At 62.3% G+C, this 23,213-nt stretch carries 24 protein-coding genes; 17 read left to right on the forward strand and 7 right to left on the reverse strand.

Going from position 1 to position 23,213, the window contains the following annotated elements; genetic code table 11:
- Positions 1 to 24: 24 nt before the first annotated feature.
- Positions 25 to 2,337: a TonB-dependent receptor gene (locus tag SPHV1_RS07025; RefSeq protein ID WP_054945327.1), complete on the reverse strand. Its 2,313-nt coding sequence runs from the start codon at positions 2,335 to 2,337 to the stop codon at positions 25 to 27.
- Between the two features lie 196 nt (positions 2,338 to 2,533).
- Between SPHV1_RS07025 and SPHV1_RS07030 the strand changes: the two genes are divergently transcribed.
- The 7 genes from SPHV1_RS07030 (at position 2,534) to SPHV1_RS07060 (ending at position 11,511) form a co-directional block, all read left to right on the forward strand.
- Positions 2,534 to 4,543, forward strand: a complete 2,010-nt coding sequence (locus tag SPHV1_RS07030) for an alpha-glucosidase (RefSeq protein ID WP_054945328.1) — start codon at positions 2,534 to 2,536, stop codon at positions 4,541 to 4,543.
- Positions 4,540 to 5,553 (forward strand): LacI family DNA-binding transcriptional regulator, encoded by a 1,014-nt coding sequence (locus tag SPHV1_RS07035; protein ID WP_054945329.1) that lies wholly within the window; start codon positions 4,540 to 4,542, stop codon positions 5,551 to 5,553. The genes SPHV1_RS07030 and SPHV1_RS07035 overlap by 4 nt, the downstream gene beginning before the upstream one ends.
- Positions 5,550 to 6,464: an aldo/keto reductase family oxidoreductase gene (locus SPHV1_RS07040; RefSeq protein ID WP_054945330.1), complete on the forward strand. Its 915-nt coding sequence runs from the start codon at positions 5,550 to 5,552 to the stop codon at positions 6,462 to 6,464. Before SPHV1_RS07035 ends, SPHV1_RS07040 begins: the two co-directional genes overlap by 4 nt.
- A gap of 127 nt (positions 6,465 to 6,591) precedes the next feature.
- The gene (locus SPHV1_RS07045) at positions 6,592 to 7,680 is read left to right on the forward strand and encodes an LLM class flavin-dependent oxidoreductase (protein ID WP_054945331.1); all 1,089 of its coding nucleotides are present in this window, start codon (positions 6,592 to 6,594) and stop codon (positions 7,678 to 7,680) included.
- An 18-nt stretch (positions 7,681 to 7,698) separates the two neighbouring features.
- A complete protein-coding gene (locus SPHV1_RS07050; RefSeq protein ID WP_054945332.1) occupies positions 7,699 to 9,186 on the forward strand; it encodes a glycerol-3-phosphate dehydrogenase in 1,488 nt (495 codons plus the stop codon).
- A 72-nt stretch (positions 9,187 to 9,258) separates the two neighbouring features.
- Positions 9,259 to 10,737: a glycerol kinase gene (locus SPHV1_RS07055; RefSeq protein WP_054945333.1), complete on the forward strand. Its 1,479-nt coding sequence runs from the start codon at positions 9,259 to 9,261 to the stop codon at positions 10,735 to 10,737.
- 99 nt (positions 10,738 to 10,836) lie between these two features.
- Complete coding sequence (locus SPHV1_RS07060; protein WP_054945334.1) at positions 10,837 to 11,511, forward strand: DUF2270 domain-containing protein; 675 nt, start codon at positions 10,837 to 10,839, stop codon at positions 11,509 to 11,511.
- 10 nt (positions 11,512 to 11,521) lie between these two features.
- On the opposite strand, the gene SPHV1_RS07065 is transcribed toward SPHV1_RS07060, so the two are convergent.
- The 4 genes from SPHV1_RS07065 to SPHV1_RS24900 all read right to left on the reverse strand — a co-directional run bounded on the left by SPHV1_RS07065 (position 11,522) and on the right by SPHV1_RS24900 (position 13,040).
- Complete coding sequence (locus SPHV1_RS07065) at positions 11,522 to 12,199, reverse strand: CDP-alcohol phosphatidyltransferase family protein (protein ID WP_054945335.1); 678 nt, start codon at positions 12,197 to 12,199, stop codon at positions 11,522 to 11,524.
- 126 nt (positions 12,200 to 12,325) lie between these two features.
- Positions 12,326 to 12,595 (reverse strand): hypothetical protein, encoded by a 270-nt coding sequence (locus SPHV1_RS07070; protein ID WP_139384001.1) that lies wholly within the window; start codon positions 12,593 to 12,595, stop codon positions 12,326 to 12,328.
- Entirely contained in the window at positions 12,592 to 12,780 is a 189-nt protein-coding gene (locus SPHV1_RS07075; protein WP_054945337.1) for a hypothetical protein, read from the reverse strand. The genes SPHV1_RS07070 and SPHV1_RS07075 overlap by 4 nt, the downstream gene beginning before the upstream one ends.
- Before the next feature lie 35 nt (positions 12,781 to 12,815).
- On the reverse strand, positions 12,816 to 13,040 hold the full coding sequence (locus SPHV1_RS24900) for a hypothetical protein (protein ID WP_156367277.1): 225 nt from the start codon (positions 13,038 to 13,040) through the stop codon (positions 12,816 to 12,818).
- 35 nt (positions 13,041 to 13,075) lie between these two features.
- Here SPHV1_RS24900 and infA point away from each other — a divergent pair, with 35 nt between their 5' ends.
- Together infA and SPHV1_RS07085 are read left to right on the forward strand one after the other, a co-directional pair.
- Positions 13,076 to 13,342, forward strand: coding sequence for a translation initiation factor IF-1 (infA, locus tag SPHV1_RS07080; protein ID WP_039858122.1), 267 nt, complete (start codon positions 13,076 to 13,078; stop codon positions 13,340 to 13,342).
- A gap of 47 nt (positions 13,343 to 13,389) precedes the next feature.
- Complete coding sequence (locus SPHV1_RS07085) at positions 13,390 to 13,542, forward strand: hypothetical protein (RefSeq protein WP_156367278.1); 153 nt, start codon at positions 13,390 to 13,392, stop codon at positions 13,540 to 13,542.
- Positions 13,543 to 13,637: 95 nt separating this feature from the next.
- Here the strand turns inward: SPHV1_RS07085 and SPHV1_RS07090 are convergent, their stop codons facing one another.
- Positions 13,638 to 13,880, reverse strand: a complete 243-nt coding sequence (locus SPHV1_RS07090) for a hypothetical protein (RefSeq protein WP_054945339.1) — start codon at positions 13,878 to 13,880, stop codon at positions 13,638 to 13,640.
- A 77-nt stretch (positions 13,881 to 13,957) separates the two neighbouring features.
- A complete protein-coding gene (locus SPHV1_RS07095) occupies positions 13,958 to 14,164 on the reverse strand; it encodes a cold-shock protein (RefSeq protein WP_007014604.1) in 207 nt (68 codons plus the stop codon).
- Between the two features lie 384 nt (positions 14,165 to 14,548).
- Here SPHV1_RS07095 and SPHV1_RS07100 point away from each other — a divergent pair, with 384 nt between their 5' ends.
- The 8 genes from SPHV1_RS07100 (at position 14,549) to SPHV1_RS07135 (ending at position 23,204) form a co-directional block, all read left to right on the forward strand.
- Complete coding sequence (locus SPHV1_RS07100; protein WP_054945340.1) at positions 14,549 to 15,157, forward strand: cation diffusion facilitator family transporter; 609 nt, start codon at positions 14,549 to 14,551, stop codon at positions 15,155 to 15,157.
- A 97-nt stretch (positions 15,158 to 15,254) separates the two neighbouring features.
- Complete coding sequence (locus SPHV1_RS07105; RefSeq protein WP_054945413.1) at positions 15,255 to 17,093, forward strand: sodium:proton antiporter; 1,839 nt, start codon at positions 15,255 to 15,257, stop codon at positions 17,091 to 17,093.
- Complete coding sequence (locus SPHV1_RS07110) at positions 17,090 to 17,749, forward strand: OmpA family protein (RefSeq protein ID WP_231634561.1); 660 nt, start codon at positions 17,090 to 17,092, stop codon at positions 17,747 to 17,749. The genes SPHV1_RS07105 and SPHV1_RS07110 overlap by 4 nt, the downstream gene beginning before the upstream one ends.
- Before the next feature lie 286 nt (positions 17,750 to 18,035).
- Positions 18,036 to 18,578 carry a spore coat U domain-containing protein gene (locus SPHV1_RS07115; RefSeq protein ID WP_231634562.1) on the forward strand — a complete coding sequence of 181 codons (543 nt, stop codon included), beginning with the start codon at positions 18,036 to 18,038 and terminating at the stop codon, positions 18,576 to 18,578.
- A 16-nt stretch (positions 18,579 to 18,594) separates the two neighbouring features.
- Entirely contained in the window at positions 18,595 to 19,128 is a 534-nt protein-coding gene (locus SPHV1_RS07120; RefSeq protein WP_231634563.1) for a spore coat U domain-containing protein, read from the forward strand.
- A 5-nt stretch (positions 19,129 to 19,133) separates the two neighbouring features.
- Positions 19,134 to 19,889, forward strand: coding sequence for a molecular chaperone (locus SPHV1_RS07125; RefSeq protein ID WP_054945416.1), 756 nt, complete (start codon positions 19,134 to 19,136; stop codon positions 19,887 to 19,889).
- Complete coding sequence (locus tag SPHV1_RS07130) at positions 19,870 to 22,215, forward strand: fimbria/pilus outer membrane usher protein (RefSeq protein WP_231634564.1); 2,346 nt, start codon at positions 19,870 to 19,872, stop codon at positions 22,213 to 22,215. Before SPHV1_RS07125 ends, SPHV1_RS07130 begins: the two co-directional genes overlap by 20 nt.
- On the forward strand, positions 22,206 to 23,204 hold the full coding sequence (locus SPHV1_RS07135) for a spore coat U domain-containing protein (RefSeq protein ID WP_082430888.1): 999 nt from the start codon (positions 22,206 to 22,208) through the stop codon (positions 23,202 to 23,204). The genes SPHV1_RS07130 and SPHV1_RS07135 overlap by 10 nt, the downstream gene beginning before the upstream one ends.
- Positions 23,205 to 23,213 lie beyond the last annotated feature (9 nt).

Here is a 23,213-nt window from a genome sequence, read left to right on the forward strand (position 1 = left end):
CCGGGGGAGAACCGGCAGGTTGGGTTACAGGCGCGCGCGCAGGCTGGCGCCGAAGTAGCGGTCGGCATCGCGCGGGATCTGCAGGCGTTGTCCATCGGAAACGTTCAGCAGGACGTAGCTTTCATCGGTGATGTTGCGGACGTAGAACGTCAGGCGGTACTTGTCGTCGGCATCGGACAGGCCGAGCGAGGCGTTCCACTGTCCGTAGGCGTCGATCGGCCCGGATTCGCCGAGGTCCGAATACTGCTTGGAGACGTGGCGATAGTCGGTGTTGAGGTAAACGACCATGTTGCCGACGGGCCGCTCGTAGTCCGCACCCAGCGTATAGGTGAACTTCGGTGCCAGCGGCAGGCGGGTGCCGTCGCGGGCGTCCGGTGCATTGGTCAGCGGGTTCGGATTGAAACGCTTGACCTTGGCATCGGCATAGGCCGCGCTGGCGCGCAGGGTCAGGCCGGTGACCGGAACTGCCGTGAAGTCTGCCTCGAAGCCCTGGCTCTTGACCGTACCGGCATTGGTCAGGTTGGTGACCACTGCGCCATTGAGGAGCACGAAGTTGTTGGCCTGGAAACCGTCGTACTGGACCGTGAAGCCAGCAAGGTTAAGCTGGACCTTGTTGTTCAGGAACTGCGACTTGAGGCCGACCTCGAAGGCGTCGGAAGTTTCTTCGTCGATGGGCACCGCGTTGGTCGGCGCCGTGTGGTTGAAGAAGACGTTGAAGGCCGGGCCCTTGTAGCCGCGCGTATAGCTGCCGTAGAGCATGATGTCGCGGCTCGGGGTGAACTGTACGACGGCCTTGCCCGAAAGGTTGCTGTTGGAGCTCGATCCGCTCGAAACGTTGGTGCCGTTACCGCCGCCTGCAATCGTGCCGCCTGCCGGGTTGCCGGAAACGCCGGGTCCGGTTGCCGGAAGGCCGGTCGTCGCGTTCACGCCGGGCGCGCGAATATGGGTGAAGCTGAGTTCGTCCCAGGTGTAGCGCAGGCCGCCGGTAATCGCGAACATGTCGCTCAGGCGATAGGTCGCCTGGCCGAATACGGCATAGTTAGACGAGTTGACGTCGCTTGCCGAGCTGGCGGTCGGGAAGAGCGTATTGACCGTGTCATCCAGGTTGCAGGGCTGTCCGCCGGTGATGGGGTCGACCGGCAGGGTCGAGCTGGCGCAGGTGATGTCGCGGCGCGTGAAGTCCTGCTTGTTGTCCGAATGCCAGAGGAAGCCGCCGACCTGATAGTAGAACGGGCGCGACTGATCCGAGGCGATGCGGGCTTCGAAGGACATCTGCTGCGTCTTGACCACGCCGTTGTCGTGAAGCTGGGCCGTGCCGACGAGGGCGCGGGGCAGGAAGTCGCCCTCGCGGATTTCCTCGTTCCACCAGTTGCGGTAACCGGAGACGAAGCTCAGCGTGTGCGTGTCGGACAGGTCGATGTCGCCCGATGCGGTGAAGCTGTACTGCTTGTCGCGCGTGCGGGTGACAAGGTTGTGGTTCACGTAGCGCTGGTCCTCGCCCAGCGCGACGCCACCGGGAAGGCCGAGTTCGGCATCGAGCACGGTGCCGCGGCTTGCGCCGGTGACATCGGCGCAGCAATCATCGTCTGCATGGAAGTAGTCGGCGATGAAGCGCAGGCGGGCGATTGAACCGGAATAGTCGACGATGCCGCGAGCACCCCAGTGCTCGTAACCGTTCACCTTCTTGTTCTTGCCGCCGTTGATATTGGTGATGTTACCGTCATAGGTGCCGTAGAAGCCTGTGACACGGGCGCTCCAATCGCGCCCGAGCGGGCCGGATATGGACGAGCGCAGGCGGTATTCGTCGCCTTCGTACCACTCCGCCTTGGCTTCGGCCTTCAGTGTGTCGGTACCGCCCTTGGAGACGATGTTGACGAGACCGGCCGATGCGTTCTTGCCGAATAGCGTGCCCTGCGGGCCGCGCAGGACCTCGAGGCGGTCGGCATCGACGAGATCCATGAAGGCCTGGCCCGAACGGCTGAGGACAACGCCGTCGACGACAGTCGAGACGCTGGGCTCGGCGGCGATCGAGAAGGTAATGGTGCCCACACCGCGCATGACGATTGCGCTGTTGGCGCTTGTCGTGCCCTTGCGGAAGGTGACCGAGGGAACGATCCGCGTGATGTTCTCGAGGCTGGTCGCGCCGGTCTGTTCGAGCCGGTCGCCCGAGACAGCGGAAATGGCGATCGGAACGCTCTGCGCGTTTTCCTTCACCTTCTGCGCCGTGACGATGATTTCCTCGACTTCCTGCGCAGAGGCAAGGCTGGGGCAAAGCATCGCCATCGCACTTGTGGAAGCGGCGAGCGCCCACACGAACTTATGCCTGGAAACGTACATAGTTACTCCCCTCCCAATACGGGCTCGACTTGGTTTTCATTCGCTTCCATGCCGCCGTTGCGGAGCCTTCCGGAAGCGGGCCTTCATTGGCCCTTGCATTGCCAGTGTGTCCCCGGTATGTCAAGCGGTGTCATACGCAAACGCAGAAGCACAGGAAGTGCCGCGTCGGGCAGGGCGCAATTAGAGAGGAAATGCATTGGAAGTGCGTGTTCTGAACGCTGAAGACGGTTTCGACCTCGAGTATCGGGGGCGGGTGGTTCTGCGTCATAGACTCGCATGTCCAGCGCTGGACATTTCGCGCGGGAAGCCCAGTGTCGAAATGTACCGAGGCAATTTCTCGATTTCGGACGAGCCATCGGGTCGTGTAACTCCTGCACAATGGCGCAGGGTCGATGGGGGTGTTGAATTCCTTGAGGGTGGCGTGCCTTGCGCATCTCTGCGCATCGACGGCGCGGCCTTGCAGGTCGAGGCGCTCGTGCCGGGTTGCGACCGCATGACCATCAGGTTCCATGCGCAGCCCGGGGAGGCGGTCTGGGGCGGCGGCGAGCAGATGAGCTATCTCGCGCTCAACGGTTGCAGCTTCCCGATGTGGACCAGCGAACCGGGTGTGGGACGAGACAAGTCCACAGAACTGACCCGCATCATGGACGAGCAGGGCATGGCTGGCGGGGACTACTGGAATACCAATTATCCCCAGCCGACGTTCCTGACTTCGCGCTGGCTGGCCGTTCATCTCGATGCCGCCTGCTACAATGTCCTCGATTTCCGCGATCCCACCGCGCACTGCGTGGAGGTGTGGAGCGGAAGCGCGCGCTTCGAACTGTTCGGCGCCAGCGGGCCGCTGGAACTGGTCTCGATGCTTTCGGAAAGGTTCGGTCGTCAGCCGCCCTTGCCCGACTGGGCGATTGGCGGGGCCATCGTGGGGCTCAAGTCCGGGGCAAGCAGCTTCGACCGTCTGGAGCGGTTTGTCGAGGCGGGTGCGGCTGTCTCCGGGCTGTGGTGCGAGGACTGGGCCGGGATCCGCGAGACGAGCTTTGGCCGTCGCCTGTTCTGGGACTGGGTCGGGTCGGAGCGCAGCGAGGCGCGATATCCTGATCTCAGGGCATCGATCGCGGGGCTTGCCGAGCGCGGCATTCGCTTCCTTGCTTATGCCAACCCCTATCTCGCCGTCGACGGTACTCTTTACGAAGAGGCCCGGCAGGGCGGGCACTTCTGTCTGCGGCAGGACAGCGACGAGGTCTACCTGGTCGACTTCGGCGAGTTCGACTGCGGCGTGCTGGATTTCACCCGTGAATCGACGCGCGACTGGTTCGCCGAACGCATTCTGGGACGCGAGATGCTGGATATCGGTATTTCCGGCTGGATGGCGGACTTCGGTGAATACCTGCCGACCGATGTGCGGCTCGCCGACGGATCCGATGCCATGGAAGCCCATAACCGCTGGCCGGTCCTGTGGGCTCAGGTGAATGCCCAGGCTCTGGCTTCGCGTGGCAAGACAGGCGATGCACTGTTCTTCATGCGGGCCGGCTATTCCGGCGTGCAGGCCTATTGCCCCCTGTTGTGGGCCGGCGACCAGTGCGTCGATTTCACGCGGCATGACGGCATCGGGACGGTTGTGACCGCCGCGCTTTCATCGGGGCTGGTCGGCAATGCCTACAGCCATTCCGACTGCGGGGGCTACACATCGCTCCACGGCAATGTCCGCAACGTCGAACTGATGCAGCGCTGGTGCGAGCTTTCGGCCTTCGCGCCGGTCATGCGCAGCCACGAGGGAAACCGTCCCGACGACAACCTCCAGTTCGATTCCACGCCCGAATTGCTGAACTGCTTCGCGCGCTGGAGCAGGGTGCATGCGCACCTTGCTCCCTATGTCCGCCATTTGTGTCACGAGGCGCAAGGGGACGGCTTGCCCGCACAGCGGCCCCTGTTCCTTCATTATCCCGATGATCCTGAATTGTTTACGGTGCAGGATCAGTTCCTCTACGGTGCCGACATGGTCGTGGCTCCCGTGATCGAGGAAGGGGCCGAGGCGCGCCGGGTGATCCTGCCGGGAAGCGGTGTCTGGAGACATTGCTGGACGGGTGAGGATTTCGCGCCGGGTGTTGTCGAGGTTTCCGCTCCCGTCGGGCAGCCGCCTGTGTTCTATCGGCCGGACAGTGCCTTCGCGCAGCTGTTCGCCGGATTGAAAGAGGTGTTGAGGGGATGAGTGAGCGGGCGAATATCAGGGACGTTGCCGCGATGGCCGGGGTCGCCGTCAAGACGGTCAGCCGCGTCCTGAACGGGCATCCTTATGTGAGCGCGGATACGCGTGCGCGGGTCGAGGAAGCCATGCAGAAGCTCGACTTCCGCCCGAGCGTCGCCGCCCGCATCCTGTCCGGCTCGAAGTCCAACCAGATCGCCCTGATCTACGACAATCACAGCCCTTTCTACATGTTCCAAATTCAGACCGGATGCTGGGAACAGTGCAAGCAGCACAACATCCGACTGCTTGCCCAGCCGGTCGACGTGACCGATCCGACCGTCGGCGAGCAGGTGCGCGGTCTTGTGACCGAAACGCATGTCGACGGGATTATCCTGTCCTCGCCGGTGACCGACTGCGAGCCGGTCCTGCGCGCGCTCGAGGCGCTTGACCTGCCTTTCGTGCGGATCTCTCCGGGCACCAACCACGCGCTCACCAGCTCGGTGTTCATGGATGACACGCAGGCTGCCGACGACATGACGACCTACCTGATCAATCAGGGCCATCGTCGCATCGGCTTCATCAAGGGGCACCAGAGCCACATGGCCTCCGAAGACCGCCTCTTCGGATATCGCCGGGCACTGGACCGTGTCGGTATCCAGTTTGAACCCTCGCTCGTCTTCGAAGGCGAGTTCGATTTCGAGAGCGGCGTGCGGGCAGCGCAGTATCTGCTCGACCTGCCCGAAGTGCCGACGGCCATCTTCGCATCGAACGACGACATGGCCGCCGGCGTCCTTGCCGAAGCGCACAGCCGCGGGATCGAGATTCCGACTGAGCTGTCGGTCACCGGGTTCGACGATACGACCCTGGCGCGAACGGTATGGCCACCGCTCACCACCATTCACCAGCCCATGGCGGAGCTGGCCCAGACCGCGACCGAGATTCTCATCGCCGGTAACGAGATTACCCATCGCCGCTTGCCCCATTCCCTTATCGAGCGCGCATCCGTCGCGCCGCCTCTCAGGAAGACCATATGAGCCAATTGCCTGCCGTCCCTGCTGTCCGTCCTCTCGGCGCCAGCGGCATCGAAGTGTCCTCGATCGCCTGGGGCATGTGGCGCCTTGCCGAGGGCGGGCGCTCCGTCGCGGAAGCGGCCCGCCTCGTGAACGCGGCTCTCGATGCGGGGATAACCCTGCTTGATACGGCCGACATCTACGGCTTCGACGGCGCGGCCGGTTTCGGTGATGCCGAGGCGCTACTGGGCGAAGTGCTGGCCCAGGACCCGTCGCTGCGCTCGCGCATGGTGCTGGCGACCAAGGGCGGCATCTTCCCGCCGCTGCCTTACGATCAGAGCACTGCCTATCTCAACGATGCCATCGATGCATCGCTGCGCCGCCTGAAGGTCGAACAGGTCGACCTCTGGCAGGTCCATCGTCCCGACATCCTGACCCATCCGCAGGAAGTGGCACGGGCGCTTGAGGATGCCGTTGCGGCAGGCAAGATCCGCACGCTGGGCGTTTCGAATTTCACGATCCACCAGATTGCCGCGCTGGATTCGTTTCTTGGCACCAAGCTGGTTTCGACCCAGCCGGAGATCAGCCCTCTGCGCATCAACTGTTTCGAGAACGGTGAACTCGATCAGGCGATGATGATGGGCCTGCTGCCGCTGGCCTGGTCGCCGCTGGGCGGCGGGCGCCTCGCCAATCCGCAGAGCGAGCGTGACAAGGCGGTCGTCGCGGCGCTTGGCACGGTGGCCGATGCCCACGGCGTGTCAACGACGGTGGCGGCCTACAGCTGGCTCATGGCGCACCCGGCAGGCATCGTGCCGATCATAGGATCGCAGCAGGTTGAGCGGATCGTCGAAGGAACGGCGGCACTGAAGGTCCGCTGGACCAGACAGGAGTGGTACGGCGTTTTGGTTGCGGCCCGGGGCGTGCCTTTGCCCTGAGCCGAAGGCTCCCGCTGCAGCGGGTCTGAACGAGTGTAACGGCAAGTAGTGCTGGACAGAAAAACGTGCGCCCTGCCCGGGTGTCCCGGTGAACGCGCGCGTCCGAAAGAAGTGAGAGGAGATCGAAATGTCAGACCGGAAATGTGAAATCGCGTGGTTCTCCGCTTTGTGCGACGACGATTACGAATTTCTCGGGGTTCCTGATCCCCATCTCCAGTCGAGCTGGGAGCATTGCCGCAATATCGTCATGCGCGCCGAGGAAGGCGGCTTCGACAATATCCTGCTTCCCTCTGGCTATCAGCTGGGTCTCGACACTACGGCCTTCGCCGCAGCGGTGGCAACGCAGGTGCGGCGCATGAAGCTGCTCTGGGCCACCCGCATCGGCGAGGACTGGCCACCCCAGCTTGCGCGCCGCATCGCGACGCTCGATCGCATCCTCGGCCCCAATGCTTCGGGCACCGGCGGTCGCCTCAACGTCAACATCATTTCCTCGGACATGCCTGGCGAGAAGCTGGAAAGCGCGCCGCGCTATGCCCGCGCGACCGAAGTGATGAAGATCGTGCGCACGCTCCTTAATGGCCAGCACCTCGACCACGAGGGCGAGTTCTACAAGCTCAAGCTGGATCCGCCGCGCATCGGTACCCTCTCGGGCAAGTGCCCGGCGTTCTACTTCGGCGGCCTGAGCGAGGACGCGCGTGAATGCGCCGCCGAAGGCTGCGACGTCTACCTGATGTGGCCGGATACGATGGACAAGGTGCGCGAAACCATCGCCGACATGAAGGCGCGTGCCGCGCGGTTTGGCCGCAGTCTCAAGTTCGGATATCGTGTGCACGTCATCGTCCGCGAAACCGAAGATGAGGCCCGCCACTATGCCGATCGCCTGCTGTCCAAGCTGGATGACGAAGCGGGCAAGGCCATTCGCGAGAAGTCGCTCGATGCCAAGAACTACGGTGTCCAGCGTCAGGCGGAACTGCGCAGCGCTGCAGGCGGAGACGGCTTCGTCGAAGACAACCTGTGGACCGGCATCGGCCGTGCCCGTTCGGGTTGCGGCGCAGCGATCGTCGGTACGCCCGATCAGGTCCTTGCCAAGCTTCGCGCCTATCAGGACGAAGGGATCGAGGCGTTCATCCTCTCCGGCTATCCCCATGCGCAGGAGGCGGACCTGTTCGCACGTCATGTCCTGCCGCATATCCAGCACGGCCCGCTCGAAGCCTGACAGAGGGAAGCCAACGAGGTGAGCGAAGAGCTCTTCGACATTGCCGTTATCGGCGGCGGAGTGAACGGCTGCGGTATCGCGCGCGATGCCGCCGGCCGCGGCGCACGGGTCCTGCTGCTGGAAGCGCGCGACCTGGCAAGCGGGACGTCATCGGCATCGACCAAGCTCATCCACGGCGGTCTGCGCTATCTTGAGCATTACGAGTTCGGCCTTGTCCGGGAATCGCTCAGCGAGCGCGAGCGACTCTGGGCGATAGCGCCGCACATCATCTGGCCGCTGCGCTTCATCCTGCCGCACGTGAAGGGACTGCGGCCCCGCTGGCTGCTGCGCCTCGGACTGTTCGTCTATGACCATCTCGGCGGACGCAAGCGTCTGCCGGCAACGCGCTCGGTCGATCTGTCGAGGCATCCGGGCGGCAAGCCGCTCAAGGACGAATTCAACCACGCTTACGTTTATTCCGATTGCTGGGTGGACGATGCCCGGCTGGTGGTCCTCAATGCGCGAGATGCGGCAGACCATGGCGCGGAGGTCCATACGCGCGCCCGGGTCGAGGTGCTGTGCCGTGAAGGGGAAGGCTGGCGCATCGAAGCAGACGGCAAGACTTTCCGGGCACGAGCGGTCGTCAATGCGGCCGGTCCCGCAGTTCTTGACCTCCTGGGCCAGGCCGGTGAACAGTCCGAACGGCGCATGCGGCTCGTGCGTGGGTCGCACATCGTCGTTCCGCGCAAGTTCGAGCACGAATTCGCTTATTTCTTCCAGCTTCCGGACGGGCGGATATTCTTCGCCATCCCCTACGAGCAGGACTTCACGCTGATCGGCACGACCGACCGTGACCATCACGGAAGTCTCGAGGACGTTCGGGCCAGCGAGGAGGAGATCGCCTACTTGTGCGAGGGGGCGAGCCACTACTTCCGCGAACCGGTGACACCCGGCGATGTCGTGTGGACCTATTCGGGCGTGCGGCCGCTCATCGACGACGGTTCGGGCAAGCCCGAAGCAGCGACACGCGGCTATACCCTGGAACTGACCGACAGGGCCGAGGGGGCGCCGCTGCTCTCGGTAATGGGCGGCAAGATCACGACCTACCGGCATCTGGCGCAGGAAGCCGTCGACCTGCTGGGCGGGCGAATGCCGCAATTGGCGGACAGGCACTGGACCGACAAGGCGCCGCTACCCGGCGGGAACTTCTCTGCCGATGAATTGCCCGGAATGTTCGAAGACTACGCGGCCCGCTATCCGTTTCTCGAGCCTGCCTGGCTGCATCGTCTCCTGCGCAATTACGGGACGCTGATCTCCGACATCTTCGGCAATGCGAGGACGCTCGCCGACTGTGGCATGCACTTCGGACACGGGCTGACCGAATGCGAGGTTCGATACCTAGTACAGTTCGAATGGTGTCGCAGCGCGGATGACCTGCTCTGGCGCCGCACCAAGCTGGGCCTGCGTTTGACCTCGGAGCAGACCGAGAAATTACAGCAATATCTTGCGGAACTGACGCCTGCTTGAGTTTGGCTTGCGCTCGCCCATGCAGGCATTGGGACACGGGCTGCGACGGATTGAATTTAAGGGAGAGACACGGTGCAAGAGCGCCCCATTCTGGTCCTCGATGAAGGAACGACCTCGACCAGAGCCATATTGTACTCTGCCGACGGCAAGATACTGGGCGTGTCCCAGTCTGAACTGACACAGCACTATCCCGCGCCCGGCTACGTCGAGCACGATGCGAACGAGATCTGGGAGAAGACACTCGCGTGCGCCCAGGAAATGGTCGCGCGGGCAGGGGGCGCGGACCGGATTGCTGCCATCGGCATCACCAACCAGCGTGAAACTGTCGTTGCCTGGGATCGCCAGAGCGGCAATCCGGTCACGCGAGCGATCGTTTGGCAGGACCGTCGCACCGCGGACCGCTGCCAGGAACTGCGCGAGGCTGGCCACGAGAAGATGATCGGCGCACGGACCGGGCTCATGCTCGATCCGTATTTTTCCGCGACCAAGATGAGCTGGATCCTCGAACACGTGCCAGCGGCTCGCGAACTCGGGGACAGGCTGGCCTTCGGGACCGTCGAGAGCTGGTTGGTGTGGAAGCTTACCCGGGGTCTGCATATCACCGATGCCAGCAATGCCAGCCGGACCATGCTCATGCCATTGGAAGGCGTGGGCTGGGATGACGAACTGCTGGCGCTTCATGGTATATCGCGCGCCAGCTTGCCCGAAATCGTCGACAATGCCGGAGAATTCGAGAGGACGAGCCCCGAGCTGTTCGGGGGATCGATTGCCATCTGCGGGCTCGCCGGAGACCAGCAGGCGGCGACGATCGGGCAGAACTGCCTCTCCCCCGGCGATGTGAAGGCCACGCTGGGAACAGGCGCCTTCGTCCTTGCCAATACCGGCACGACGCCAAGGCTCTCGAGCCACAGACTGGTGAGCACTGTGCTCGCCCAGATCGGCGGGCAGCGCAGCTTTGCACTGGAAGGGTCGGTCTTCGTTGCAGGCAGTCTGGTCAAGTGGCTGCGCGATGAGCTGTGCATGGTCGGAACTGCCTGCGAAACGGAAAGTCTCGCCCGCTCGATCGCGGACAGCGGGGGCGTGTGCATTCTGCCCGCCCTGTCGGGTCTTGGCGCCCCGCACTGGCGCGCCGAAGCGCGCGGGGTCATTGCGGGACTGACTCATGGTACGGGGCGGGCGCATATCGTGCGTGCTGCGCTGGAGGCCATGGCGCACCAGATGCATGACCTGAAAGTGGCTTTCGATGGTGATGGTGCCGCATGGCTGAACCTGCGTCTCGACGGGGGCATGAGCGCTAACGACTGGATCGCGCAGGATCTTGCCGACATCCTTGATCTTCAGGTTGAAAGGCCGCTCGATGTGGAAACGACCGCGTTGGGAGCGGCCATGTTGGCGAGCGTGGGCTGCGGTATCTACGGCGGGCTGGAAGAGGCCGCGAGGATGCGTCCCGAAGTGACGGTCTTCAGGCCGGCCATGAAGTCCGAGATGCGCCGGACGCGCCTTGGCCTGTGGCACGACGTGCTTTCCTCCGAACTGGGCAAGGGCGTGTGATCGGTCGGGGCGCACTCCGGCGGTAGAATTGACATCGCCGCGGCAAGGGTCGAGTTTCTTCCCAGCGACAAAAGTCGCCGGAAATGCAGGAGAGACGACATGACCCTGCAGGCCGAAGAAGCGCCTGACCTGGGTGCTGCAAAGATCGGCGCGATCGCGCACCTCTATCGCGGAGAGGTGTACCGGTCGGCAGTCTGGCGAACCCGGCTGGATACCACCACGAATTGGTCGGTGGTGACCTTGGGGATTGCACTTTCCATCACTTTCGCCTCGCCCGACGCTTCGCCTCTGCCGCTATTGTTGGCAGGCATCCTGATCCTGTTCTTCTTGCTGCTCGAAGCGCGCCGTTATCGTTACTTCAATGTCTGGCGGGCCCGTTGCCGCTGGATGGAGACGCACTTCTTCGCCAGTTTTCTCAACGGCGATGATGCGCGGCACGAGGGGGACTGGCAGCAGACGCTTGCCCGTGACTACCTGCGCCCGCGCTATCATATCCCGCTGCAGGTCGCGATCGGCAGGCGGATAAGGCGCAACTACTTCTGGATCCTGCTCATCCAGACGACGGCCTTTGTCAGCAAGATCGTCGTCCATCCGACTCCGATCGAGCATGTGTCCCAACTCGCGCAGCGGTCAGCCATCGGACCCGTTCCTGGTGAACTCGTGCTGGGGCTGGGCGCGCTCTACTGTCTCGCCTGGGGTTGCATTGCGGTCTGGAGCTGGCGCGACGACAAGCGGCGCGCGGCGCACCGCGAAGACCACGTCGGGATGGGGTGAGCCGGATCGTCTAGCGGGCTTCTACCGCAAGGCGACGGCCTGTTACCAGCGTCTGGATGATGAAAAGGATCATCAGGATCGTTCCGACGGCGCCAACAAAGACATCGAAGCCCGATGTGGTGCCGAACACGCCCTTGCCGCTGCCCAGCACCATCATCATGAGCGTGAGGCCGATCAGCATGAAGCGCAGTTCGGTCGGCCCGGCAGAGAGGTAGGACAGCTTGAACTCGCCAATCACCCGCGCTGCCAGATAGGCGTGGATCGAGAGCAGGAGATAACCCACCAGCGCCACGGTCGCGATGTCCATGGCGATGTAGGGACTGGCCCCAAGACCCCAGACGATCAGCACGGTGGTCAGCCCGTCGCAGCTGTGATCGATGAAATAGCCGTATGCCGGTCTTTCGATCTTGCGGAAGCGGGCAAGGCTGCCGTCCATCGAATCCCCGAACCATTGCACCACGTAGCCGGCAATCGAAAGCCACAGCCACTGCCATGCCCAGTTGCTGGCGGCGTAGCCGGCGAAGGTCATGACTGCGCCGACAATGCCCAGCGCTGTTAGAATATCGGGCGTGATCCAGCTCGGCATGCGCGCGCAAAGCCATTGCAGGATGCGCCGCTCCGAGCGCGCCAGCAGGTTTTGCTGGATGCGCACCATCGGGCCGGCATGGGTCTCGGGATTTGAACTCATTCAGGTAACTTTCTGGGAGGCTCGCGGCCTCATTCTACGTCGTTTGCGCTGCAGCCTAGCGGTTTCTCTCCACTGCGCAATGCAGGCGCTGGCATCTGGACAGGAAATTCGGGCTTCTCAACCGGCTCAGAAGGACTGGCTGGCGAGGCGGCGGACAAGCTTGCTGACCATCAGTTGGCCGTGGGCTGAGCCCATGGCGACCGAAAGCAGTGTGCCCGGGAACGCGGCATCGTGCGCACCCAGGAAATGTGAGGCAGGTCTTGCGCCTCCCAGAAGGTGGAAGGCCAGGCCATAGACTTCGCTGCGACGTTTCCATTGCACCGAAGATCTGGGCGGGTTGGTCCATTGCCTGCCGCAGCGCGATGGAGGGTCGCGGACAACGCGGTTGGAGGTCACAGCTGCGCCTGACCGTCGGGCCAGTAAGGATACTGCGTGGTCCCCATTTCTTGCCGCAGTTTGCTGATGCGCCTTTCGTAGTGAGAGACGAGGTCGAAACGCGATCCGCAATGCTGGGGCGCTTCGTCATCCACTTTGCGCATGAGTGCAATTTGGTGATGATACAGAAGCTGATTGAGGTCCAAGACTGCTCTCCTTCATGCGGGAGCGCGATGGTCTCTCAGTCACCGATTTGCATAACGGGGCCGGCGATAAATCTACTGTAATCTAAAAGCGCTGCGATGGCTAGTGGAGCATAAAATTTCGTTGTCTTGAAATTTGAGAAAGAAAGCTCTATATGGCTTTCGCTACGTCGCTCCATGGCGAGATAATTTCCAGCTTCGGCTGCAATCTCGATTTCCTTTTCAGCTTCCTGGCAATCATTTCCCGGATTGCATTCAAGCATCGGGGCTGGGCAACGCTTTTTCAGGATTTATTGAAGTGGCCAAAGAAGAATTACTGACAATGGAAGGTTCGGTCGAGGAAGTACTTCCCGATGGACGTTTCGCCGTACTTCTGGACAATGAGCATCGGATCATCGCCTACACGGCGGGCAAGATGCGCAAGTTCAGGATCCGCACGGTGGCCGGAGACCGCGTTCACGTTGAAATGACGCCTTACGATCTCAGCAAGGGACGTATCGTGTTCCGTGAGCGTTCTCCCGGACAACCGGGGCCGGGCAAGGGACGTGGCAATTTCAAGAGGTAACCAGATAACAATAAGGGATGCGGCTGCGGCCGCTGTCAGAGGAATTGATGATCAATACCATTTCGGACGCATTTGGGCGTCCCCACAAGAAGAACGGCAGCGAAAAGCTGCCCTTTTCCATCAAGCATACGCTTGAGAAGACGCGCAGCTCACTTTCCGCGCAGGAGCTGAAGCTCCTCGTCGCGGCCATGGTGGACTGACACGCTTTACAGGTCGGGCGCTGCCCGGCCTGGGATTTCCATGAAATTCAATTAGCTGCATCGCAGGAGAGGCAAAGCGCCTGTCTCCTGCGTTGTCAGTTTTCGGCGATCCGGGCTTCCTGCGAATCCTCTTCGGATTGCGCGGTTTCCCTGGCTTCAAGTTGGGCACGTTCCCTGGCGGACCGTGTGGCCTCAAGCTTGCGGATCCTGTCGGACATCGCCTGCCAGGCGGCAGCCGAGCGCAACTCGCGTTCGCGAACGTTGTCGAGGCTGGATTGGTCGGCGGCGATTGTCGCAGCGCGGACTCTTTCGTCGCAGAAGGTGCGGGTCAGGCTCATATGAGGGTCTCTCCGCCAGATTTCACAAAGTATGAGAATGTCAGGGCTGTCCGGGGACAGCCCTGCACTTCGCGCGATCAGGCCTCGCGAAGGTTCGTTGCCGAAGCCTTGCCGTTGCGGCCGACTTCAACTTCGTAGGAAATGCGCTGGTTCTTTTCGAGCGTGTGCATACCTGCTGCCTGAACCGCAGACACGTGGACGAAGCTGTCATCGCCGCCATTGTCGGGGGAAATGAAGCCGAAGCCCTTGTCAGTGTTGAAGAATTTTACGGTCCCGATGGGCATTGGTGTTTCCTTTCAAGAAACGATGTTCCCGGCGCACAACGCGTGCAACCGGATCACGTCAAATCGTCAGAGAAAGGGAAATCGTCTCAGATGGGAAAATTGCCAAGGCAGGTGCCGGCTCAAAAACCAGAATTGTCGAAACCCGTCGCAAATTCGACGTGCGGTTTTGTAGCATGGAACGCTCAACAATACCATAAAATTCTCGCACGAAAATTATCGGATTAAATCTTCACAACGTTGGTTTGAAATCGCAACAATTTCGCATCGGTAATTTATATTTCACGATGATTTGGATGATAATAATATTAAAATGAAGTATTGTTTCCATGCCTTCCAGTGGCGTGGGGCTTTGCCTTGGCTCGACCGCCGCGCTAGACATGGGGCATGGCAGGATGCGGATGCGAACCTACTGCGGTTGAAACACGGGCCCAGCAACGCGTGCTGTGGCTGGCCCTTGCCCTGAATGCCGCGATGTTCGTGGCTGAAGTGACCACCGGCCTGCTGATAGGTTCGACAGCCGTTCTGGCCGACGGTCTCGACATGCTTTCCGACGCAACTGTCTATGCGATTGCGCTTGCGGCAATTGGACGTAGCCCGCGTTTCAAGATCAATGCGGCGACGCTGAGCGGTGTCCTGCTGCTGTCTCTCGGCGTCGGCCTGCTCTGGGAAGTCGTGCGCCGCTTCCAGGTGGGCGAAGCGCCCGAAGGCCTGTGGATGATGGCCGTTTCCCTTCCCGCACTTGCCGTGAACGTGATCGTCCTGCGCCTCCTCGCCCATCAGCGCAATAGCGAGGTGCATCTGCGTGCCGCCTGGATCTTTACGAGGGCGGACGTCGTGGCCAACGTGGCCGTGATCCTTTCGGGGCTGGCCGTCGTGGTGACGGGCATACGCTACTTCGATCTCGTCGTTGGCGCGGGAATCGGTCTTTACGTCATTCGCGAAGCGCTAGCGATCCTGAAGGATGCGCGGGCGGAAAGAGCCTCCACCACCTGACCTGCGTGCGCCGAAGTCGAGACCTGCTCGATTTCGGATGAACGATCCCGCGGCCCGGGCATTTAACAATGCGGACAACGTGGAGTATGCCCTCCTTATGGAGCACCAGGCCCTTGTTTTTGCACTGATCGGCGTTCTCGGGATCGGGGCGCAGTGGATCGCGTGGCGCACGGGGTGGCCGGCAATTGCGCTGATGCTTTTCGCTGGTGTCATCGCAGGTCCGGTCACCGGCCTCATCTTGCCGGAGCAGACCTTCGGGGAACTGCTGGAGCCGATGATCTCCGTCGCGGTTGCGCTGATCCTGTTCGAGGGCGGTCTCAACCTCAATTTTCGGGAATTGCGCAAGACCGAGGGCGCGGTGACGCGTTTAGTCCTGATCGGCGTGCCGGTCGGCTGGGGTCTCGGCGCCATTGCCTGCTACTACCTTGCCGGACTGGTCTGGCCCGTGGCCATCCTTTTTGCCGGCATTCTCGTCGTGACGGGGCCCACGGTCGTCCTGCCGCTGCTGCGACAGAGCAATGTCGCACCGCGCCCGCGGGCCATCCTCAAGTGGGAAGCGATCGTCAACGATCCGATCGGGGCGCTCTGCGCAGTCATCACTTACGAGTACCTGCGGCGGGCAGAAGCCGGGGGGACGCTGATCGCCGTCGTCGTCTCGCTGTTGGCTGCCGCTGTTGTGGCCGGATTGATCGGCTATGCGGTGGCGCGTCTGATCGCCTGGTCCTTCCCGCGCGGCCAAGTGCCGGAATACCTCAAGGCTCCGGTGCTGCTGGTGGCCGTGATCAGCACTTTCGTGCTGTCGAACGCCATCCAGCAGGAGACCGGCCTGCTAGCGGTAACGGTCATGGGCGTTGCGATCGCGAACATGCGGCTCGACAGCCTGCGGGACATTCATCCTTTCAAGGAGAACGTCACGGTCCTGCTGATTTCCGGCGTTTTCGTGCTGCTTTCGGCATCGCTGGATCTGGAAGTGCTGCGCCCGTTCGAGTGGCGCTTCATCGCCTTCCTCATTGCCCTGCTTTTCATCGTGCGGCCGGTGACGGTGCTGCTCAGCCTGGCCTTCAGCCGGTTGCCCTGGAACGAGCGCCTGCTGCTGGCATGGATCGCTCCGCGCGGTGTCGTCGCCGTGGCGATCGCCGGCCTTTTCGCCCTGCGCCTTGGCAAACTGGGCTATGCCGATGGCAGCATTCTGGTGGCATTGTCTTTCGCCGTGGTCGTCGCGACCATCGTTGCCCACGGGTTCAGCGTCCGGCATGTCGCGCGCTGGCTGAAGGTGACGGGCGTGCAGCGCAAGGGATTGCTGATCGTCGGCAGTACCCCGTGGAGCCTGGCTCTGGCCGAGCAGGTGCGCTCGCTCGAATTGCCGGTCACGATTTGCGACACGAGCTGGCAGCGCCTTTCTGCCACCCGGCAGGCAGGCATTCCCACCTATCACGGTGAGATACTTGCGGAGTCCACCGAGGAACGGCTCGATCTCACGCAGTTCCAGGTTCTGGTCGCGATCTCGCAGAACGAGGCCTACAACGCGCTGGTCTGCAACGAGTTCGCACCCGATTTCGGGCGGGATTCCGTCTATCAGCTGGGCGGGATGGGCGACGACGAGGATCACCGCAGCCTTCCTGAAGCCCTGCAGGGCCGCGCGATGTTCGCGTCAGGGCTCGGTGTAGAGGACATCATCGCGCGTGAGCAGGCGGGATGGACTTTCCGCAAGACCAAGATCAGCGATCGGTTCGATTTCTCGGACGCCCGCGCGGTGTTGCCAGAAGGAGGGGATATGCTGTTCCTATACCGCAAGGATGGGAAGATCCGCTTTTTCACCCATGCTTCACGTCCGGCGGCCGAGCCGGGTGACGTTATCGTGTCCTACGCCCCTTCGCGCCATCCGGAAGCATCGCCTTCCGGTCAGACAACACAGACAGAAGAGGCAAGCGCATGATGCTCCCGCGTGTCAGGGTCGGCAGACCGGCTCGGTTTTTTACTGCGGCTCTGGTCCTGCCGCTTTCGGCTTGTAGCGGTTCCGACCAGCCTGGCTTGCCCGAAGAGACAGGTTCTGCGGCCATCGAGGCGCCCGGCATTGCGGTGCAGGACAGCTCCCCTGTCGTGGACGTCGCGCCGAAGAAATCGATCCTTCGCCCCGACGTTGGCCCCTTGCCGGATACCGCGCCTTCGCTGCAGCCCGTGACGGTTACAGTACGCTTTCCCGATCAAGGGAAAGAGCCGGACGAAACGGGGCTGGCCGCCATCGACGAGCTTATCGACAATCCGACTTTCAAGGCAGGCGGCGCCGTCACGATCTGGGGACATACCGATTCCCGTGGCAGCGACGAGGCCAACCTCGCAGCTTCGAAGAAGCGGGCGGAGGCCGTGCGCGATCATCTGGAGAGGAAGGGTGTGGATGGCGGACGCCTGACGGTCATCCCTCTTGGGGAAAGCCGACCGATTGCGCCCAATCGCAAGCTTGACGGATCGGATGATCCAAAGGGGCGTGCGCGCAACCGGAGGGTGGAGATCCGCGTCGAGCCTCCCGTCAAGGATGTCGAGGAAGGCACCGGCGATCCTGCGACCATGGGCCCCAAACTGTCGCCCGAATAGCTTGTCCGGCTTGGCGCCATGATCCAGTCATTGCTTCATCGTGCTTGATTGCGGGATCTGCATCTGCGTGCTTCCCGACGTACCTGGTTGAGAGCACTAGTTAACGTTGAGACCAACCGCAATTTCACAGAGTTCGATTCTTGACTGTTTTTTCCTTCTAAATTTCCATAAATAAGTAATGTAATCAGTTATATCGATCCTATTACAGAATTGTAATCCGCGAATTTACCAAAGTTTATTTACCTAAAGAAGACACTCGTAGGACAAGAACTCGAGGTGTCTGCTTATGATACGTAGGTTCAAGTCCAGATATGGCGCGGTCCCCGTGCTGCTGCTCGCCGCTCTGTCCCCCTTTCAGCTGGCTTATGCCCAAACGGTTACCGGAACGATCGACGCCACGATAACCCTTGTGGCGGCTTGTGCAGTCAATGGCGATACGGCGACAAGCAATGTCGATTTCGGATCGCTCGATTTCGGGTCGGTCAGTACCTTTTTTACATCAACCGACGCCCAGGTCGACGGCAATGGATCCGGAAACATTTCGGTGCAATGCTCTCCCGGCTCCGATGCCACGATAACCATCGACAGCGGCGCGAACGACGCTGCGGTAGCCGGCGGCGGCAGGGCCCTGGCCAATGGCTCGGTCTACATACCTTACGACATCTATTCCGATGCCGGGTTCAGTACCGTCCTCAACAATGGATCGACGCTGTCCGTCACCGGCGACGGTACCGCACAGACGGTGCCGATCTATGGCCGCGCGGTGGGTGTCACCGGGCTCTCGCCGGGCACCTACACCGATACGATTTCGGTGACGCTGACCTTCTGAAGCGGGAGAGCGGAGCATGGGATATCGATGGCACCGCGCATCACGAATGGGGGCCGGACTGGCGGCCGTTCTATCCACTCCGGCCATGGCGGACACCACCACCACTTTCCAGGTTTCGGCCACGGTCGTCTCGGGCTGCGAGATCAACGGTGCCCTTGCATCGAACGGCGAAGTGCTCGGGCGATACGGCCAGCTCGATTTCGGAACCCATTCGTCGCTCTCCACCGATACCGCATCTGCAGCCATTGCCGCTGATGCCGGGCTGACGTTGAGCTGCACGCCCGGTATTGCGCTGTCGATGGCGTTGGGGGCAGGCCAGCATGGGTCTGCCACGCGCAACATGCAGGCAGCCGGGAGCAGCGATCTGCTACCCTACCGGCTTTACCGGGACCCTGCCTTCTCGAACGAGATGCAGATCGATCAGGCTTATGCGATCACATTCGCCGATCCGGAAGCAATCGCTTTGCCCATCTACGGAAGGGTGGTGTTGAGCGGCGACAAACCGCCGGACACCTACTCCGACACTGTCGTCCTGACGCTGAGCTGGTGATGGCCATGGGAGAGGCAAAATCACCAAAAGGCTTTGCGGCATTCCTCGTTGCGTCAGCCCTTGCGGTTCTGCCGCTGCGGGCCCCGGCCGCGACCGTCATGATCTGGCCGATCGATCCGGTCATTGGTGAGGGACGCGGTGGTACCGAACTCTGGCTGGAGAATCGTGGGGCGGCCGATGTCGTCCTGCAGATCCGTGTCATGCGCTGGACGCAGGAAGCGGGAAGCGACGTCCATTCCGATCAGGATGAAGTCCTGGCCAGCCCGCCGATGGTCAAGGTCGGTCCGGGCGTGCGCCAGCTCGTCCGCCTAGTGGCTGGTGAGCCGCTGCCACGGGACAGGGAGAGAGCTTACCGGGTCATCGTCGATGAAATCCCTGCCGTCGCCGACCGGCCCGAGGAAATGCAGACCGCAACCGCGCTGCGCTTTCGCATGCGCTATTCTATCCCGCTTTTCTTGGCCCCGGAGAAGGGCAAGGACAAGCGGGAACCCGCCATGCCGCAGGTGAGCTGTCGTCTGATCGATCAGGGGCGGACGGTGCAGCTGGCCAACTCCGGGTCGATGCACGCCAGACTGGCTGACGCCGTACTCGATGCGGGTCAGGAAACCGTGCCGATCGCGCCGGGGCTTCTTGGCTATGTACTGGCAGGCAGCACCATGGAGTGGGCCGTTCCGGGCAAGCCGGCTACGACCGGTGCATTGCGTGCCAAGGTCAACGGCGATGCGAAGCAGGTGGCGCTTGGTGCCTGCAAGCCGATTTAGATGGCGGGCGCCGAAGTTCCTGCTGGCGCTGGTCGCGGGTTTCTCCGCGTTCACTCCGACGTCGGCCCATGCCGATGATGCGCCCGCGCAGATGACACGCGGTGCAGATGTTTCGCCGGCCCTGCAGCTGCGGCTCGAACTGGTGGTGAATGGCCGGACAGCGAACCGTCTGATCCCCGTCACCTTGCAGGATGGACATCTTTCTGTGGCCGCGCGGGATTTGCGCGAGGCGGGCATTGACCGCGATTGGTCGATCGATTCCACGGTCGATCTTTCGGCTCAGGCGGGAATGACTGCCAAGTATACCGAAGCGGACCAGAAGCTCCTGCTGACGGTGCCGCCGCAGTGGCTTGAGGGCAGCCGTCTGGCCATTGCCGCCAAGCGCAGTCGTATCCTTCCGAAGAGCGATTTCGGCGTTCTGATCAATTACGATCTCTACGTCGCGCATTCGGGGCAGGACACCCATGGCTCGCTGTGGAGCGAACAGCGCCTGTTCGGGGGGCTGGGCATTCTCAGCAATACCGGGAGTATTTGGTTCGATACGTCCGGTGGGGCAAAGCGCTACCTGCGATATGAGACGCGCTGGACATACGTCGATGACGGGGCGATCCGGACATATGAAGCGGGGGATCTGGTTACCCGCACGCTACCTTGGACGAACCCGGTCAGGATGGCGGGCGCGCAGGTTTCGCGCGATTTCAGCGTCAGGCCAGACGTCGTCACATACCCGCTTCCCGGTTTCGCCGGTACGGCGGCGGTACCGAGCGCGCTGGAGCTTTTCGTCAACGGCTACCGCGCGGCAGCGACGACGGTGGAGCCGGGGCCATTCGTGGTCGACGAACTGCCGTACGTGAACGGCGCAGGTGAAGCGACCGTCGTCACTACCGATGCGCAAGGCAGGCAGGTGCAGACGTCCGCATCCTTCTATGTCGCGACCACCTTGTTGCGGCCGGGACTGGCCGATTATGCGTTCTCTCTGGGCAGGCTGCGCCGGGACTTCGGAACGAGCCGTACAGGCTACGGCGAATGGGCCGCTTCAGCATCCGGGCGGTTCGGCCTTACCCGGTTCATGACTATCGAGGCATCGCTAGAGGCTGCCGGCGATCACCGTCTGCTTGGCTTCGGCGGCGTACTGAAACTTGGCAATCTGGGCGTTGTCGATGCCTCGGCCAGTGCCAGTCGCCAGTACGGGCGTGACGGCAGCCAAGTGGCACTGGGCTACCAATACACCGGGCGCGGCTTTAACCTGATGGCCAGAGCCGTGCGGCGGAGCCCGGATTATACCGACCTCTCGAGTGTTGCAGCCAGGGACTATCGTTTGCCTTCCCGCCAGTGGCAGGCGCAGGCGAACGTCATACTGGGCAGGGAACTGGGCAACCTGGCTGCGAGCTATGTCGAAACGCGTCAGGGGGATCAGCGCTTCCGGCTCGCGAACCTGTCCTATTACAAGTCTCTCTGGGGCCGCAGCAGCCTGCATCTGTCTGCAGTGCGTGACATCGAGCGTGGGACGACCAGCGCCATGGCGCAATGGGTGGTTCCGCTTGGGCGACAAGGAAGCGCAGTCGCCGGGATCGAGAGGACGCCGCGCGGCAATGCGCGCGCCGTGCTTGACTACGGCAGGGCGGTGCCGAGCGAAGGGGGGCTGGGGTGGTCGGCCGGCGCCTCCCATGCGAGCGGCGAGCGCGATCGCTATCGCGGGGACCTCACGTGGCGCAACAGTGCCCTGCAAGTGCAGGCTGGGGCATTCGGTACGGGGACGCAGACGACCGGTTGGGGCGAGCTTTCCGGTTCTCTGGTGATGATGGATGGCGGCATCTTCGCGGCCAATCGCATCAATGACGCCTTTGCCCTCGTTTCCACCGACGGGGTGGCGGGCGTGCCCGTTCATTACGAAAACCAGAAGGTCGGCACGACCGACGCCAAGGGGCACCTGCTCATTGCGCGCGTTCCGTCATACTATGCCGCCAGCTTTGCCATCGATGCGCGCGACCTGCCAGCCGATGTGCAGGTGCCGTTCACGCGACAGCGTTCCGCCGTGAAGAACGGCAGCGGCCGTCTCCTGCATTTCCCGGTTTCAAGGAGCAGGGCTGCCCATGTTCTGCTGGTCGGGGAGGACGGCGCACCGCTTCCGGCAGGATCGAAGGTCACCTCGGCAAGTGGAGAGGAGACCTGGGTCGGTTTCGATGGCCGGGCCTACCTTGAGAATCTGCAAGACGACAATCGGCTCTCTGTCATGAAGGCGGACGGCACACGCTGTCAGGTGGCGTTCGAATACCTTGCCAAGGACCCCGGGGTGGACCGCGTGGGACCATTGCCATGTCGATAGACGCCTTGCGCCCTTCAAGGCGGATCGGCCTTGCGCTGTTTGCCTTCCTGTTCTGGTTTGTCGTTCCGAACCCGGCGCGCGCTGCCTGCTCGGCAGCGTCGGGTTCGGTCAACCTCGGTAGCGCGAGTTCCTTTACTGTCGCGGCCAGCGCACAGACGGCAGGCGGAGCGACCGGGTTCTCGTGCACCGGAAGCCTCCTTTCGATCGCCTCTACCAATACGATCACGGCGACGATCGCCAGCGCGACCAACAGTCAGGGCACGCAGCCGCGACTTCACGATGCCGCGACCGGGGATTACATTCGCTACGATATCTGCAAGGACTCCTCTTGCAGTGCGACTTATGCGGTGGGCGGCTCGATTACATGGAGCAGTACGACGTTCCTCGGCATCCTCGGCCTGTTCAACGCGACCGGCGGTACCCTGCCGATCCATATTCGCACGCAGCCCGGAACCCAGGTGGCCGCAGGGACCTATACCGGCACGATCTCCATCGACTGGACGTGGCACCTGTGTTCGGCCGGCGCAGCCACGCTATGCATTTACGACGATGGAGCGACTTCGAGCACGGTCATCGTGGGCATGACGGTCAGTGCAGACTGCACCCTGTCCGCGCCCACTGCCGATTTCGGAAGCGCGGCCTTTGTCGGCAGTTTCGATCCGGTCGCCCAGACCATCACCATCCGCTGCAGCAAGGATGCGTCCTATACCGTGGGCATCGATGACGGGCAGAACTACTCTGGCAGCCGGCGCCTTGGAAATGCCGGTAACTACATCGCCTACGAGATCTACTACCCGCAAGGTTCAACCGGCCGCTGGGGACACCTGGGCACGGAACGTCGCAGCAGTGCGGAGGCGACGACCAATGCCGGGACTTATACCGGAACCACGGATCAGACCTATACCTACCGAGCGGAAATCCTGAGCGGCCAGTCGACCCCGCCTCCCGGGACCTACACGGACACCTTGACCATCGATGTGCAGTTCTAGCCTGTTCGG

It is taken from the genome of Novosphingobium sp. KN65.2 (assembly GCF_001368935.1).
GTDB classification, from domain to species: domain Bacteria; phylum Pseudomonadota; class Alphaproteobacteria; order Sphingomonadales; family Sphingomonadaceae; genus Novosphingobium; species Novosphingobium mathurense.